Consider the following 15355-nt stretch of genomic DNA (forward strand, 5'->3'; position numbering starts at 1 on the left):
GTGGTTCGGTGGTGGTTAGTTGCTGATGGCGACGCGCTGGGCGCCCTTGAAGCTGTCGGTGCCGGAGATCACGATGCTGTCGCCTTCCTTCAGGCCATCGAGGATCTCGACCTTGTCGATGCTGCTGGTGCCGACGCGGATCGGATGCTTCTCGGCGACGCCGTCGCGCACGATGTAGGCATAGCTGCCGCCGGACTCGTCGACGAAGGAGCCGCGCTGCACGGTGAGTACGTTGTCGCGCTTGTCGAGCAGGATGCGCACGGACAGGCGCTGGTTCTGGCGCAGCTGCTTGGGCGTTTCGCCTTCGAAGCGCAGGCGGGCAGCCACTTCGCCGTTCACGACTTCCGGCGAGATGGCGCTGACCAGGCCCTTCCACACGCTGCCGTTGCCGCTGATCTCGCCGGCCATGCCGATACCGAGGTCACGCGCGAAGCTTTCCGGCACCTTCATTTCCACTTCCAGCGCGCTCAGGTCGATCACGCTGAGCAGCTGCGCGTCCTTCGCCACGGTGGCGCGCTCGGCGATGAAGAGCTGGCCGACCTGGCCGTCCACCGGCGACTTCACGTTGAGGTCGTCCACCTGGCGCTGCAGGTCCTTCACCAGCAGCAGCTGGCGGTCATGCGCGAGCTTCTTCGACTCGATGTCGAAGTTGAGGCTGTCGGTGTTGGTAGAGAGATCCGTCTTGGCGTGTTCCAGCGTGATGCGCGCCTTCTCCAGCGCGTCCTTGGACTTGTCCACGTCCATGCTGGGCACGGCGCCGAGCGAGAACGCCTTCTGGTAGCGGGTCAGGTCACGCTGGGCGCTCTGCTGGTCGATGTTGGCGTTGTCGTAGGCTTTCTGCAGCTCGCCACGGGTCTTGCGCGCGTCGATCTGTGCACGCAGGTAGTCCACCTGCATGGCGTCGGCCGCGCTCTGTTCCTGTGCGAGCTTGTTGGCGAGCTCGGGGCTGTCGACCACGGCCAGCACCTGGCCCTTCTTCACGGCGTCGCCGGCGTGCACCTTGAGCGTCACGGCACCGCCGTAGGTGGCGTAGAGCGTGGGGCTGACCGCCGCCACCACCTTGCCCTCGGCCGCGATGTCGCGCACGAACGGGCCACGCGTCACGGTGGCGAAGGCCAGGCGGGAAGCGCTGACCGAGGCGTCTGCCGAAAACAGGCGGCCGATGCGCGGACCGAACAGCGCCAGCAGCGCCAGCAAGGCGACGCCGCAGCCGATCAGGATCATGCGGCGCTTGCGATTGGGTTTGACCTCGACCAGACGGTCTTGCGCGGAGGTGTCACGAATCATCGATGTGTCCCTGGCCGCGGACAATGCGGCCCCTGGTTCCCTGTCAGCAAGCGCCGTGCCAACCCGGAATCGATGATTTAGTGGATGATTTTCAGCGAGTTAGATCCGCACCCACGTGGCGGACAGTTGTCCGCGGACACCGGCACGGACAGACGGACAAGCGTCCGCGGACGCGTGAGACGCCCCGCCACGCGCTTCAGCCCGATGCGAGCTCCACCGCCGCGGTGCGGGCGGCCTCGCGGGCGATATCGCGTCCCAGCGTCGACAGATGGCCCAGCGGCACGGTTTCCAGCAGCTCCAGCGAGCCCAACCGCCGCGTGCGGAAGCACACCAGCTCGGCACTCGAGGCGCGGCAGGCCACGTGGTCCGGACACAGCGGCGTGGCAGGCAGTGGCTCGCTGCCGGCAAGCAGCGCATCCCAGGCGAGGTAGTCGGTGTCCGGCAGCAGGTGCACACGAGCACAGAAGTTGCCCTGCCCGTCGACGCCATCGATCCATTCACGCGGACCGTCCGCACCGATCATGCTCGACACGATCAGCTGCTCGATGCGCAGCACCGGCGCCAGTTCGCAGCGCGAGGCCAGCCAGCCTGCGGGCAGCGACCACGAATGCTGGGCCGCGCAGCGCGCCGGCAGATAGAGCACGCTGCCCAGCATCGGCAGGCGTGCCGCGAGTTCAGGCCCTTGCATCGACACCAGGCAACGGCTGATGGACCAGCTCACCGCGTCGCGGGACGGGCGAATGGTGGCGAAAGCGTGCGCGAGCCAACCGAACATCGTCAATCTCCTGAGGGGAGGCGACCCGGCTGGCGTTCCAGGGGAACGGCGTGGCGATAGGCCTGTGGCGTCCGGCGGCAGGCCGGACCGGGAATGAGGGGCATCCTTGCCCTTGCTGCTTCCGAGGGGAGAAGCGGCTACTTGGTGAGGATCAGCTTGTCGTTGCGGGTCAGGCGCAGGTGGTACTCGTTGCCCTGGTGCTGGATCACCAGCTCGCGCTCGCCCATGAGCAGCGACTGGCTGGAAACGCGGCGCGTCTCGCTGGCATCCAGGTGGGCCGGGGTCTTGAGGCTGAGCAGACGGAACGAGCGCGCCGGCAGTTCGGCGCCTTGCGGCAGGGACAGGACGCTGGTCGTCATGGTGAGGCTCCGCGGTCAGAGGGGTGACACTCAGATGATAATAATTCTCATTTGAGTGTCAAGCCACTGATGCGCCGATGCGACGTCCTGTTCAGCGACCGCCCTTGGCGCCCGTCGCCGCGGCCTTTTCCTTGGCCACGCGCGAATCCAGGTTCGCGCTCCCCTCCTCGGCATAGGCCCGGCAGGCATGGCCATTGATCACCGGATCGGGTTTGGTGCCCGTATCGCGCTGCGCCACGCGTTCGAGCAGGTCGCTCTGGTCCGGGTGCGGCGACAGCAGGATGTCGCAGGGCAGCGCCGCGATGGTCTCGATGCTGCGGCGATAGTCACGCAGGCGCTCCGGATGCGCCGGATCGCTGAAGCGGTAGCCGTCCGCCGCGAACGCACCGAGGCTGTCGGCGTACACGATGTTCATGCAGCGCCCGGCCTCGCACGATCGCCAGGTCCACGTCGTGGCGCCCGGCGTGTGGCCCGGCGTGTAGTGCGCGGTGATGGCGATGTCACCCACATGCACCACGCCGCCATCGGCCACGGTGGTGACCTTGGCGATCGGCGTGAACGGAGAGGCTTCACCGTACTGCGGGTCCGCGGGATCCTTGCCGCCCAGCATCAGCGCCTTGGCACCCGCGCTGCTCGCTTCCACGCGTGCGCCGCTGTCGCGTGCAAGTTCGGCAATGGCGCCGGCGTGATCGAAGTGCGCATGCGTGTTGAGGATCACCTTCACGTCAGTGATGCGAAAACCCAGCGCCTGGATGTTCGCCTCGATCTGCTTCGTGTTCTGCGGCAGCGTGCCGTCGATCAGCACCAGACCTTGTGGTGAGGTGATCAGGATCGAGGTGAGGCCGCGAGTCCCCACGTAGTACGTGTTGCCGTAGATGCGGAACGGCTTCTGCGGCTGGCTCCATTCGGGAGGGCCGGCGAATGCAGTGGAGACGGCAGTCAGCGTGAGCGCGGCGAACAGCGCGGTGCGAAGCGTGGGCTTCATGCGTGGGGAGTCCTTGAAGAGGTTTCGACACCGTGCCGCGAAGAACCGGCATCCGCAGGGCGTGACATGGCGAAACAGAGGCACGGCGCGGGCGATGTAGGAGCGCACCCAGTGCGCGAAAAGCCAACGAAGCGATGATGCCGCTCCGCTGCTATCGCGCACTGGGTGCGCTCCTACACAAGGCACCGGCGGGTCAGGCCAATGCTTGCTCGATCCGCTGGATCACGGCGGCATCCATCCGCGGCAGCACGTCGAGGGCGGCCAGATTGTGTTGCAACTGGTCCAGCTTGCTCGCGCCCAGCATCACCGTGGACACGTGGGGATTCACCAGACACCACGCGACCGCCAGCTGCGCCATCGACACGCCGAGATCCGATGCGATCGGCGCCAGGCGCCGCACCTTGTCGATGCGATCGCCGCCCTGCTCAAGAATCGCCTCGCGCAACCATTCGTAGCCAGGTTGCGCCAGGCGCGTATCGGACGGCACGCCATCGTTGTACTTGCCGGTGAGCAGGCCGGACGCCAGCGGCGACCAGATCGTGGTGCCCATGCCGTAGGCGTCGTACAGCGGCGCGTATTCCTGCTCCACGCGTTCGCGATGCAGCAGGTTGTACTGCGGCTGCTCCATCGTCGGTGCGAACATGTGGTTCTCGCGCGCAATCCGGTGCGCTTCGATGATCGCTTCCGCCGGCCACTCGCTGGTACCCCAGTACAGCACCTTGCCCTGGCGCACGAGGGTATCCATCGCGCCGACGGTTTCCTCGATCGGCGTATCCGGATCGGGCCGGTGGCAGAAATAGAGATCCAGGTGTTCCACACGCAGGCGCTGCAGCGCCTGGTGGCAGGCCTCGATCACGTGCTTGCGCGAGAGGCCGCGCTGCGTCGGCAACGGATTTTCCGCCGCGCCGAAATACACCTTGCTCGACACGCAGTAGCTGTCGCGCGGAAAGCGCAGGTCGGCCAGCACGTCACCCATCAGCGTTTCGGCCACGCCGTGGTTATAGGTTTCCGCGTTGTCGAAGAAGTTGACGCCGTGATCGTGCGCCATGGCCAGCAGGTCGCGCGCCAGCGACCGTCCCACCTGCCTGCCAAAGGTGACCCAGGCACCGAAGGACAACGCGGACAACTGCAGGCCGGATTTTCCGAGACGTCGATATTGCATGGGTTTACTCCGGTGCATGGGGATGGACCAGCATGCCAAGAGCACGCCCGCCGCGTCCATCGCCACGGCCTATACGCGACGCCAACGAGGCGCGAGCTAGGCTTCGGCGTTCCCCGTGATGTCCCTTCTTCCGCTTCGGAGTGCAGACATGTCGCAAATGCACGGTTGGTCGGCGCAGCAGGCAGGCAAGCCCTTGGTCCTGGAGCAATTCGACCTGGGTCCGCTGGGCGCCGAAGACGTGGAAGTCGCCGTCGATTACTGCGGCATCTGCCACTCCGATCTCTCCATGATCAACAACGAATGGGGCATGGCGCGCTTTCCCTTCGTGCCCGGCCACGAGGTGATCGGCCGCGTCACCTCGCTGGGTGAGCACGCCAAGGGACTGCAGGTCGGTCAGCGCGTCGGCATCGGCTGGACGGCCAGCAGTTGCATGCATTGCCATCCGTGCCTGTCAGGACATCAGAACCTGTGCCCGAACTCCGTAGCGACGATTGCCGGTGGCCACCAGGGCGGCTTCGCGGACAAGGTGCGCGCCCACTGGGCATGGGCCATTCCCCTGCCGGAGGGCATTCATCTCCCGAGTGCGGGACCGCTGCTGTGCGGTGGCATCACCGTGCTCAAGCCGTTCCTCGCCTATCGCATCAGCCCCAGCGCGCGCGTTGGCGTGGTCGGTATCGGCGGGCTTGGCCATATGGCGTTGAAATTCGCCCGTGCGTGGGGCTGCGAAGTCACCGCCTTCACCTCCACCGCCTCCAAGGCCGACGAGGCGCGATCCTTTGGTGCGCACCACGTCGTCTCCAGCCGCGATGCCGACGCCATCAAGGCGATCGCCGGCTCGCTCGATCTGTTGCTGGTGACGGTCAACGTGCCGCTGGACTGGAACGCCCTGCTCGGCACGCTGGCACCACTCGGGCGCATGCATGTGGTTGGCGCCGTCATGGAGCCGATCCCCATCTCCGTGTTCGCCCTGATGGGCGGCGAGCGCGAAGTGTCGAGCTCACCCACCGGCTCGCCAGTCGACATCGCCACCCTGCTCGATTTCGCTACACGACACGACATCCGCCCGCAGGTGGAGATGTTTCCGATGGATCAGGTGAACGAGGCGCTCAGGCATCTCGCCGACGGCAAGGCGCGCTACCGCATCGTGCTGGAGCAGAAGGCGCGCTAAGCTCGGGAGCACTATCCCGGGAGAGCAAAGCCCATGAGCGTCGACTTGCTGCGCGCCGTGCTTGGATGGTCGGCGATCTTCAACCTGGTGCTGGTTACGATATGGTTCGCGCTATTTCGCGGCCTGCACGACCGCATGTACGCGATGCACAGTCGCTGGTTCCATCTTTCCGAGGAAACCTTCGACAGCATCCACTATGCCGGCATGGCCTGGCACAAGCTCTCGACCTGGCTGCTGTTCATCCTGCCCTATTTCGCGCTGCGCCTGGCCGCCTGAGGCGATCCCTGCGCAGCGCGTCGGCGAGGCAACGGCCCCGCCGACGATCATCGATCAAGGCAGCAAATGGACGTCCATGCGCTGGTCGATGCCTTCGTCCGCTTCCGGCCGCGACACCGTCTTGCGCAGGTTGTCGCTGGTTCCCCAGGCCTTCAGCGCCGCCAGCACGGCATCGTCCTGCCCGTCCTTGCGCATGTAGATGTCGAGATGGCGAAAGTCCTCGCATCCGGTCTCGCAATGGAAGCTGGAGAACGCCATGCCCTCGATCTGGCCGAACTCGTTGAGCACGATCGCCGCCGCGCTGCCGCCGCAATCACGCGAGGGGCAGGCCGAAAACAGGTAACGCTTGTCGGCCAGCACCAGCATGTTTTCCGACGTGCCGCCGAAGGCGGACAGCGCCTGCGAACTCACGGAGCGATCGGTGCTGAAGTAACTGGCTTTTGCGTCGCCAGCGAAATGACTCAGCGCCTGCACGAAGCCATTGGCGCGCGCGAGCGCCTTGGCATCACTACAGGTCGAGGGATCGATCAATCGACACGGACCCGTTGCCGTCGCCGCCGAGACCGACATAGACGCGCTCCACGCGAGCGCGATCAGACACGCCAACTTGAGAAGCTTGCGCATGACACCATCCCCTGAATGGTCGAACCCTGCCCCCGACCGCAACCACCCTAGGGCTGCGTCGATACCCGCCATGGCAGCTAAATTCCCCCGTCATGGCCTCGCGAATTCGTCTCGCACGCGCCGCAAAAACCTGCGCAAGATGGCCATCCAAACGTACATCCTGTGCGACCTGGAGCCCATGAAACACCGTCTTTTGTGACAGCTACAGGCGGCCGGCGGCATGTGCTACTACGAATACGTACGTAGTAGATGCTACCCATACCACGCTTTCCATAGGAATTTTGACCGGCATTTGTGAAGGCTGCCTTACGAGGCGCGTTGCGCGCCATCCGCGGCCCGCACTCGGGAGTCGTTACAGGCGCAGAAAAAACGCCAGCACGATAGCAGCGAATACACCGGCGACGACGTCATCGACCATCACGCCCAGACCACCCTTGAGCTGACGATCCAGATTACGGATCGGCCAGGGCTTCCACACGTCGAACAGGCGGAACAGCAGGAAGCCGATCACCACGCTCGACCACGAGGCCCACAGTGCGGGAATCAGGGTGGGCGTCAGGGCAATCCACATGCCCACGAATTCATCCCACACGATGCTGCGGTGATCGTCCACGCCCACCGCGCGCCCCGCGATGCCGCAGGCCCACACGCCACCCACGAACGCGACCACGATGGCGAAGACATAAAGCTGCATGGGCAGCGTTCGCAGCAGCAGCCACGGGATGAGCGCGGCCAGCGATCCGAAGGTGCCCTGCGCGAACGGCGCGAGGCCGGAACCAAAACCACACGCAATCCATCCCGCCGGCGTGACCAGCAGCATGCGGCGTTGTTCCGGAGTCAGCGTCTTCTTGTCGGCGCCGATGTCATTGTCGTTGTCGGTGACGTCGTCGTTGTCGCTCATGCGAAGTGATCCCAGCCGCGATGTATGGTTTCCAGCCATTGGCCGTGCTCGTCACGCACGCGCACGCCGGCGCCCTCGACCATGCGCCCGATGCGCGTGGCGCCGCAGCCCAGTCTGGCCAGGTCTCCCTGTACTTCGGCAACCTGAGCGGGCGGCACCGTGAAGCAAAGCTCGTAGTCGTCACCACCGGAGAGTGCAAAGTCGCGCGTCACGACTTCGTCGAAGGCGCCCAGCAGCATGGATGAACGGGGCAACAGCGAAGCGTCGATCTCGGCCCCCAGCGCGCTGGCCTCGCAAATATGGCCGAGGTCGGCGAGCAGTCCGTCGGACACGTCGATGCATGCGGTGGCGCGGCCACGCAGGGCCAGTCCGGCCTGCAATCGGGGTATGGGGCGATGCAGGCGTTCGATCAGGTAAGCCGCACGACCGTCGCCCTCGGCCACGCGCGCACCGGCCTGCAGCAAGCGCAGGCCTGCCGCGGCATCACCGAGCGTACCGGTCACCAGCACCACGTCGCCGGCGCGGGCACCGGCACGCGTGAGCGCCTGGCCGGGAGGCACGAATCCGTGCACGGCCACGCTGATGGTCAACGCGCCACTCGTGGTGTCGCCACCGATAAGGGCCAGTCGGTGTGGCTGCGCGAGCTGGGCGAACCCCTCGGCAAAGCCATCGATGAACTGCTGCACCTGCTCCACCGGCTTGCGCGGCAAGGTCAGCGCAAGCAGCGCCCAGGCCGGGCTGGCGCCCATGGCGGCGAGGTCGGAGAGGTTCACCGCCAGCGACTTCCAGCCGAGGTCGGCCGGATCGGTGCCGTGTGGGAAATGCACGCCCTCGACCATGGTGTCGACGGCGATGGCCAGCTCCTGGCCGGCGGGCGGCGCCACCAGCGCGGCGTCGTCGCCTATCCCCAGGCGCACGTCCTCGCGGCCTTGCGCGGTACGTTCGCGGATGCGGTCGATCAGGCGAAATTCCATGGATGCGGCCCGTAGGTGTGAAGGGTCGCCGTCGATGCTACCGGCTGAACACGACGGTGGGACCGCCGTGGTAGGTCGATTCCTGCCAGCGCTTGAAGCCCGCCTTCTCGGCGACGCGGATCGAAGGCTGGTTGGCAGGGTCGATGATGCAGACCGCGCGCAGGTCCGGTCGATGCAGCTCGGCCCAGGCGATTGCCGCGGCCACGGCCTCGCTCGCATAGCCCTTGCCGTGGGCATGCGAAGCCAGGACCCAGCCGAATTCCAGCATGCCGTCCAGCGAAGGCTGCAGGTCACGCCTGAAGTCGGCGAATCCGATATCGCCGATATAGCGGCCCGTGGACTTCTCTTCGACAGCCCAGTAGCCATAGCCCAGCACGGTCCACAGGCCCATGTACTGCAGGAACCGGCGCCAGACTTCTTCCGACGTCTGCGGCCGACCGCCGATGAACCGGGTCACCGTCGGGTCGGACCAGATCGCGAGGCGCTCGGCGTGATCTTCGGCGCGATGCGCCCGCAACCGCAGGCGCTCGGTCTCGATGACGGGAACGGGGGACTGCCGCTCCGCGCCGGCCATCAGCCGCGCTTTTCCGTGGAGCGCAACGCGGTGGCGAGCTTGTCCAGCACGCCGTTGACGTAGCTGTGGCCGTGATCGGCACCGAAGCGCTTGGTGACCTCGATGGCCTCGTTGATGATCACGCGGTAAGGCACGTCCGGGCGGTACTTCAGCTCGTAGGTGGCCAGGCGCAGCGCAGCGCGCTCGATCGGATCGATCTGCTCGACCTCGCGGTCCACGTACGGCTTGATGGCCTCGTCGATGGCGGCGACATGGCGCTCGACGCCATGCAGCAGATCCTCGAAATACTCGAGGTCGGCCACTTCCATGTCCTGCTCATGGCGGAACTGGTCGATCACGGCACCCATGCGGCTGCCACCGATCTGCCAGGCGTACAGGGCCTGCAGCGCGCGGCGACGGGCGCGCGAGCGCGCGGCGAGGTCGATGCCTTCGGGACGGTTGCTCATCACAGCTTTCCGTACAGGTTGACCATCTCGAGCGCAGCCAGCGCGGCATCCGCGCCCTTGTTGCCGGCCTTGGTGCCGGAGCGCTCGATGGCCTGCTCGATGGTGTCGGTGGTCAGCACGCCGAACGCCACCGGCACGCCGGAGCTGTAGGCGGCCTGGGCCAGGCCCTTGGCGCACTCGCCGGCCACATAGTCGAAATGCGGGGTGGAACCACGGATCACCGCGCCCAGCGCGATCACCGCGGCGTACTTGCCGGAGTTCGCCACCTTGTGCGCGGCCAGCGCGATTTCCCAGGCGCCCGGCACGCGGATCAGCTCGATCGCGTCGTCCTTCACGCCATGGCGCACGAGCACGTCACGCGCGCCGGCCACCAGGGGCTCGACGACGAAGCCGTTGAAACGGCCGGCGACGATGGCAAAACGGCCTTTGGGCGTGGCGAAATCGCCTTCGATGGTCTTCATGAATAGGGGCTTCCTGAGGGCTCGATGGCCCATGCGGGCCGGCTATTTTACGGGATTTGGGGCAACTTGCCCGGATCCGGGCGGGAAACCGCCCCGGACAGGTGCGGATGGCCCCTGAATGTGAGGCTGGCCTGCCCGTCGGCGACGCGCAGCCGCGCGGGAACGCCGAACGGGAGGGTGAACTTGTTGGCCTCGTGCCCGAACGGCAGGTCGCGGACCACCGGGATATGGGCGACCCGGCTGATGTGATCCAGGGCGGCAGGCACGTCATAGCCGTTGTCGTAGTCGTGCGGACGACAGTGGGTGAAATGGCCCAGCACCAGCGCCCGCTGGCGATCCAGCACGCCGGACAGGTGCAATTGGTACAGGAGGCGCTCGATACGGAACGGCGGCTCGCCGACGTCCTCCAGGAACAGGATGCCGTCGTCGATCCGGGGGAAATAAGGCGTGCCGATCAGGCTGCAGAGCATGGCCAGGTTGCCGCCCCACAGCGGACCTTCGACATCGAGCATGGTGTCGGTGCTGGTCGCCCAGCGCGCCGTGGCTTCCGGCTGTGTTACCGCAGCCCAGAAGTGTTCCCACATCAACTCGTTGAGCACCGGCGCGCCAAAGTCGGCCCCCAGCATCGGGCCGCCGAACGTGACCATCCCGGTCTTCGCATACAGCGCCATCTGGATCACGGTGAAATCGCTATGCCCGACCAGCAGCGTGGACGTGCCCTCGAGCCGCTCGCGCAGCGCGCCGTAATGGATGTGCTCCAGCAGGCGCGTGGCGCCATAGCCGCCGCGCACCGCCAGCACGATGTCCGGCAGGGACGGATGGATGGCCAGATGGTTGAGGTCCGCCAGGCGCTCCGCGTCACTGCCGGCAAAACGGTGCTCGGCCCGGTCCAGCACGTCGAGCCCGTCGATGGTGCAACCGGCGACGCGCAGGCGCGCCACGCCACGCGCCATGGCGTCGTAGTCGTGCGGATAGCCCGAAGGCGCAATAAGGCGGACGGTCGTGGAAGTCATGGCTGGCCGATGGTGAGGAAAGCCCGAGTATGCCGGTGATGGTATGGCGTGGAAGTGGCGAAGCGATGCAAAGCTCCTGCCTGTAGGAGCGCACCCAGTGCGCGACCGCGGAGCTTCGGTGTATCGCTGCGTAGGCTTTTCGCGCACTGGGTGCGCTCCTACAAAGGAGGCTAGGTGCTTTACACGTGCTCGACCACTTCCAGCCCGAAGCCACCCAGGCCCACCATCTTGCGCGGCGTACCGAGCACGCGCAGCTGATGGATGCCCAGGTCGGCCAGGATCTGCGCGCCCAGGCCCAGCTGGCGCCATTCCTGCTGCTGTGCCTCTTCCGGCTCCTGCACCGGCGGCTGGCGATTGAGGCGGCGCAACAGCACGTCGGCGGTGTCCTCGCCCGACAGCACCAGCAATGCGCCGCGATCCTCGTCGGCAATGCGGCGCAGCGCGGAGGTCACCGTCAGGCCCAGGTCATCACGCTGCAGATGCAGCACATCCGACAGCGTGTTGCGCACATGCACGCGCGTCAGCACCGGCGCACCGTCATCCACCTTGCCGCGCAGCAGCGCGAAATGCAGGCCATGGCGGATCGCATCGCGATAGGCCACCAGGCGGAACGGGCCGAACTCGGTCTGCACGTCTTCCTCGTACACGCGCTGCACCGTCTTCTCGGTTTCCAGGCGGTAGCGGATCAGGTCGGCAATGCTGCCGATCTTGAGGCCATGCTTCTTGGCGAACACTTCCAGCTCGGGACGGCGGGCCATCGAGCCGTCCTCGTGCAGGATCTCGATCAGCACCGCCGACGGTTCCAGCCCCGCCAGCGCCGCGAGATCGCAGCCCGCTTCGGTATGGCCCGCACGCGTGAGTACGCCACCCGGCTGTGCGGTCAGCGGGAAGATGTGGCCCGGCTGCGCCAGATCCTGCGGCTTCGCATCCGACTTCACCGCGACCTGGATGGTGCGCGCACGGTCGTGCGCGGAGATGCCTGTCGTCACGCCTTCGGCCGCCTCGATCGAGACGGTGAAATTGGTGTGGTACGACGAGGTGTTGTCCACCACCATCGGACGCAGGCCCAGCTGACGCGTGCGCTGCTCGGTCAGTGTGAGGCAGACGAGGCCACGGGCCTCGCGCACCATGAAGTTGATGTCCTCCGGGCGCACCATCTGCGCGGCCATGATGAGATCGCCTTCATTCTCGCGATCCTCGTCGTCGAGGATCACGACCATGCGGCCGGCGCGGATGTCTTCGAGGATTTCGGGGATGGTGTTGAAGCTCATGGATCTGGATTCCGTATGTTTTTTCCTTCTCCCTTCGGGAGAAGGTGCCCGAAGGGCGGAAGAGGGTGCGAGCGGAGCGGTACGTGGAAGGTCACGCAAGCCCCGCACCCTCACCCCAGCCCTCTCCCGGAGGGAGAGGGAGTCTTAGGCGAAGCCGTGCTGCTTGAGAAACGCCTCATCGAGTCTCGGCGCATCGCCACTGGCGATCAGCCGCTCGATGTAGCGCGCCACCACATCCACTTCGATGTTCACCGCATCACCTGCCCTGCGTGCATGGAATGCCGTGTGTTCCACCGTATGGGGGATAAGGTTCACTCCGAAGCGATGCCCGTTCACCTCGTTGACGGTGAGGCTGGTGCCATCGATGCAGATCGAGCCCTTCGCCGCGATATAGCGCGACAGGTTCGCCGGCACTTCGAAGGTCCAGCGCTGGGAACGCCCGTCCGGGGTGACCGATACGACCTTGCCCACGCCATCGACATGGCCGGAGACGAGATGGCCGCCCAGGCGGTCGGCCAGGCGCAGCGCCTTCTCCAGGTTCACTGGATCGCCGGCCTTCAGTTTGCCCAGCGTGGTGAGGGACAGTGTTTCGTTGGAGACGTCCGCACTGAAGCCGCGCGACTCCAGCGTCACCGCGGTGAGGCACACACCGGACACGGCGATGCTGTCGCCCAGCTGCACGTCGGTGAGATCGAGATCGGCGGTATCGACATGCAGGCGCACGTCGCCGCCGCGCGGTTCAAGCCGCGCAATGCGGCCCACGCTCTGGATAATGCCGGTGAACATCAGCGCACCTCCTGCGCGGAGGCGGCGATGGAACAAGAACGATGCTTGGACATGAAACGTTTCCCGCGTGAATAGCTGCGAAAAACGCCCCAAGGCGTCAGGCAGGCACACGCCCGCGAGGGCCTGCGCCGTACCGTCTTCTCTCATCCGGACTTTCTGGAAGCCATCGCTGGCTTCCAACCGTCGGCTCCGGCATTGGACCGGATCTGCTGACCTTCCGAGGACACCGGAAGCGCTCGCGGGCTCGCCCCGAAGGACCTACCGCCGGTGGGGAATCGCACCCCGCCCTGAAGACGTCGTTTGTGGTTTTTGCCGGCGAACCGGCCGGGAGATTCTAGCACCTTCCCGCCCGCCGACCCGGCCAAGGTCGTCCACGGGCGGGAACGCTGTGTCGCCTCAGGCCCCGATCAGCTGGCCGGTTTCCCGGCGGTAGTCGTGCAATACCTGGTCCATCACCCAGCTGGTCCGCGCCCCCGTTTCATCGGTGGAGGGACAGGCGCCCTTGTGTCCGGTGAGCTCGGCCACGATGGTCTCGATCAGCGGCTGCTGGATGTGCAGCGGGTTCTCGACATGGTGCTCGTGCGTGCCGCGTGCATTCTCGACCGTGATCGGCCCGTTGCCGAAGGTGGCGAAAGCGATGCGCCCTTCGTCACCGACCACCTCGATCTGGTCGTGGTGCTTGTAGCTGTCGAAATTCCACAGGCCCGTACCCAGCATGCCGTTGCCGAAGGCGAACGACATCGCCACGGTATCTTCCGGCGGATACGCGCCCAGCTGGTTGCTGGCATGGCCGCTCGCCGAGACGATGGGTCCGAACAGCCAGTCGAGGATGTCCAGCGTATGGCAGCCGATGTCCATGAACACGCCACCGCCGGAAATACCGGGCTGCACGTGCCAGGGCAGGTTCTTCGGATCGTGGTAGCGCGGATGGTGCGGCTCGTGCAGCACGGTGTTGACGATACGCGGCGTACCGATCGCCCGTTGACCGAAGATCAGCTCGCGCACCTTCTGGAAGCGCGGCAGCGCGCGGCGGTAGTACGCCACGAACACCGGCACGTTCGCCTGGCGCCCCGCATGGATGATCGCCTCGCACTCGTCATGGTCCATCGCCATCGGCTTTTCCACGTACACCGGCTTGCCGGCGGCAATGGCCATCAGCGCGTACTGCTTGTGCGTGGAGGGCGGCGTGGCGACGTAGACCGCATTTACGTCCGGGTCGGCGATCAGCTTCGCCGCGTCGTCGTACCAGCGCGGCACGCCGTGGCGCTCGGCATAGTCGCGTGCCTTGTCGCCATCGCGGCGCATCACCGCCACCAGCGCGGAGTTCGGCGTCTTGCTGAAGCCGGGGCCACTCTTCACTTCGGTGACGTTGCCGCAACCGATGATGCCCCAGCGGATCGCTGCCGTTGTCATGTGGTCTTGAACTCCTTCTTGAGGAATTGCTGGTGATAGGCGTGAAACACGTTCACTTCGGGATGTTTGGCACGTTCGACCAGATGCGCGCGCAAGGCCTCGCGCACGCACGGTGCCAATGATTCGAGATATTCCAGCGAGTACTCGGTATGGTCCAGCACGCCGAAATGCAGCGTCGGCGCATGCTCGGCGGAATGGAAACCCAGATGGATGGTGATGCGCCGGTCCTGCAGCACACCGCCATAGCCGCGATGCACCGCGTAGTTGTTGTAGAACACCGCCTCGCCCGGCTGCACCACGATCTGCTTGCCATCGCCCAGTTCGGGCGCATCGATCGGCGCCATCTTCTCGGTGTTGCCGAAAATCGCACGCTCCTCGGCATTCAACTGACGACGATGGCTGCCGGGCACGATCCACAGGCAACCATCCGTGGTGAGCGGCATGTTCATCTGCACGTAGTTGTAGTGATAGTCGGGGCTGAACCAGTTCTGGTCGACCTGGTCGTCCGGCACCTGCAGCACATCACGATGCCAGCCCTGGCGATAGTCGACGCCAGCATCGCCGTAGAACAGCGATGCGCCGTCGACGATGATGCGCTCGCCCAGCAAGCCACGACAGACGTCGAGGACGCCCTCGTTGCACACGATGTCCTGGATACCGGGGATCGCCTTGCCCGGCTGCAGGAACTGCAGGTTGCTCATGCGCTGCGTTTCGCCGCGCTCACGTCGCGAGTCGTCCACGGCAGCGACGTATCGCGCCACCGTCGCATCGTCGAGAAGCTTGCGGACCAAGTAACCCTGCTCACGGAAGAAGGTGAGTTCGGCATCGCTGAGAACGGATGGGCGTGGCGTGGACTGAGTCATGTCTTGCACCTGGTGAT

At 65.8% G+C, this 15355-nt stretch carries 18 protein-coding genes and 1 riboswitch; of the genes, 2 read left to right on the plus strand and 16 right to left on the minus strand.

All coding sequences use genetic code 11. The features are described from left to right. Positions 1 to 15 precede the first annotated feature (15 nt). From EPB08_RS12895 to EPB08_RS12915, 5 genes are all read right to left on the minus strand, one after another. Positions 16 to 1287, minus strand: coding sequence for an efflux RND transporter periplasmic adaptor subunit (locus EPB08_RS12895; RefSeq protein WP_130619521.1), 1272 nt, complete (start codon positions 1285 to 1287; stop codon positions 16 to 18). A 196-nt stretch (positions 1288 to 1483) separates the two neighbouring features. Next, positions 1484 to 2062, minus strand: coding sequence for a hypothetical protein (locus EPB08_RS12900; protein ID WP_130619522.1), 579 nt, complete (start codon positions 2060 to 2062; stop codon positions 1484 to 1486). A gap of 137 nt (positions 2063 to 2199) precedes the next feature. Beyond that, a complete protein-coding gene (gene hemP / locus EPB08_RS12905) occupies positions 2200 to 2421 on the minus strand; it encodes a hemin uptake protein HemP (RefSeq protein WP_130619523.1) in 222 nt (73 codons plus the stop codon). A gap of 91 nt (positions 2422 to 2512) precedes the next feature. Next, positions 2513 to 3406, minus strand: coding sequence for a subclass B3 metallo-beta-lactamase (gene bla / locus EPB08_RS12910; RefSeq protein WP_130619524.1), 894 nt, complete (start codon positions 3404 to 3406; stop codon positions 2513 to 2515). A gap of 193 nt (positions 3407 to 3599) precedes the next feature. Next, on the minus strand, positions 3600 to 4568 hold the full coding sequence (locus tag EPB08_RS12915; protein WP_130619525.1) for a potassium channel beta subunit family protein: 969 nt from the start codon (positions 4566 to 4568) through the stop codon (positions 3600 to 3602). Positions 4569 to 4716: 148 nt separating this feature from the next. On the opposite strand from EPB08_RS12915, the gene ahr reads away from it, so the two are divergent. Next, positions 4717 to 5736: an NADPH-dependent aldehyde reductase Ahr gene (gene ahr, locus EPB08_RS12920; RefSeq protein ID WP_130619526.1), complete on the plus strand. Its 1020-nt coding sequence runs from the start codon at positions 4717 to 4719 to the stop codon at positions 5734 to 5736. A gap of 33 nt (positions 5737 to 5769) precedes the next feature. Continuing rightward, positions 5770 to 6012 (plus strand): DUF6868 family protein, encoded by a 243-nt coding sequence (locus EPB08_RS12925; protein WP_130619527.1) that lies wholly within the window; start codon positions 5770 to 5772, stop codon positions 6010 to 6012. 54 nt (positions 6013 to 6066) lie between these two features. Here EPB08_RS12925 and EPB08_RS12930 read toward each other — a convergent pair whose 3' ends face one another. The 11 genes from EPB08_RS12930 to EPB08_RS12980 form a co-directional block, all read right to left on the minus strand. Continuing rightward, on the minus strand, positions 6067 to 6636 hold the full coding sequence (locus tag EPB08_RS12930; protein WP_130619528.1) for a hypothetical protein: 570 nt from the start codon (positions 6634 to 6636) through the stop codon (positions 6067 to 6069). Positions 6637 to 6988: 352 nt separating this feature from the next. Next, positions 6989 to 7537, minus strand: a complete 549-nt coding sequence (locus EPB08_RS12935) for a phosphatidylglycerophosphatase A family protein (protein WP_130619529.1) — start codon at positions 7535 to 7537, stop codon at positions 6989 to 6991. After that, the gene (thiL, locus tag EPB08_RS12940; protein ID WP_130619530.1) at positions 7534 to 8511 is read right to left on the minus strand and encodes a thiamine-phosphate kinase; all 978 of its coding nucleotides are present in this window, start codon (positions 8509 to 8511) and stop codon (positions 7534 to 7536) included. The genes EPB08_RS12935 and thiL overlap by 4 nt, the downstream gene beginning before the upstream one ends. 37 nt (positions 8512 to 8548) lie before the next feature. Continuing rightward, positions 8549 to 9085 carry a GNAT family N-acetyltransferase gene (locus EPB08_RS12945; RefSeq protein ID WP_130619531.1) on the minus strand — a complete coding sequence of 179 codons (537 nt, stop codon included), beginning with the start codon at positions 9083 to 9085 and terminating at the stop codon, positions 8549 to 8551. Further along, positions 9085 to 9531: a transcription antitermination factor NusB gene (nusB, locus tag EPB08_RS12950; protein WP_130619532.1), complete on the minus strand. Its 447-nt coding sequence runs from the start codon at positions 9529 to 9531 to the stop codon at positions 9085 to 9087. Before nusB ends, EPB08_RS12945 begins: the two co-directional genes overlap by 1 nt. Continuing rightward, on the minus strand, positions 9531 to 9992 hold the full coding sequence (gene ribH, locus EPB08_RS12955) for a 6,7-dimethyl-8-ribityllumazine synthase (protein WP_130619533.1): 462 nt from the start codon (positions 9990 to 9992) through the stop codon (positions 9531 to 9533). The genes nusB and ribH overlap by 1 nt, the downstream gene beginning before the upstream one ends. A gap of 47 nt (positions 9993 to 10039) precedes the next feature. Further along, the gene (gene ldcA / locus EPB08_RS12960) at positions 10040 to 11005 is read right to left on the minus strand and encodes a muramoyltetrapeptide carboxypeptidase (RefSeq protein WP_130619534.1); all 966 of its coding nucleotides are present in this window, start codon (positions 11003 to 11005) and stop codon (positions 10040 to 10042) included. A gap of 179 nt (positions 11006 to 11184) precedes the next feature. After that, on the minus strand, positions 11185 to 12276 hold the full coding sequence (ribB, locus tag EPB08_RS12965; RefSeq protein ID WP_130619535.1) for a 3,4-dihydroxy-2-butanone-4-phosphate synthase: 1092 nt from the start codon (positions 12274 to 12276) through the stop codon (positions 11185 to 11187). A gap of 144 nt (positions 12277 to 12420) precedes the next feature. Further along, the gene (locus EPB08_RS12970) at positions 12421 to 13062 is read right to left on the minus strand and encodes a riboflavin synthase (protein ID WP_130619536.1); all 642 of its coding nucleotides are present in this window, start codon (positions 13060 to 13062) and stop codon (positions 12421 to 12423) included. A 131-nt stretch (positions 13063 to 13193) separates the two neighbouring features. Beyond that, positions 13194 to 13361, minus strand: a riboswitch (FMN riboswitch). A gap of 97 nt (positions 13362 to 13458) precedes the next feature. Beyond that, positions 13459 to 14475: a Gfo/Idh/MocA family protein gene (locus tag EPB08_RS12975; RefSeq protein ID WP_130619537.1), complete on the minus strand. Its 1017-nt coding sequence runs from the start codon at positions 14473 to 14475 to the stop codon at positions 13459 to 13461. Then, a complete protein-coding gene (locus tag EPB08_RS12980; protein WP_130619538.1) occupies positions 14472 to 15338 on the minus strand; it encodes a phytanoyl-CoA dioxygenase family protein in 867 nt (288 codons plus the stop codon). The genes EPB08_RS12975 and EPB08_RS12980 overlap by 4 nt, the downstream gene beginning before the upstream one ends. Positions 15339 to 15355: the final 17 nt, after the last annotated feature.

The organism is Dyella amyloliquefaciens, from assembly GCF_004296575.1.
GTDB classification, from domain to species: domain Bacteria; phylum Pseudomonadota; class Gammaproteobacteria; order Xanthomonadales; family Rhodanobacteraceae; genus Dyella; species Dyella amyloliquefaciens.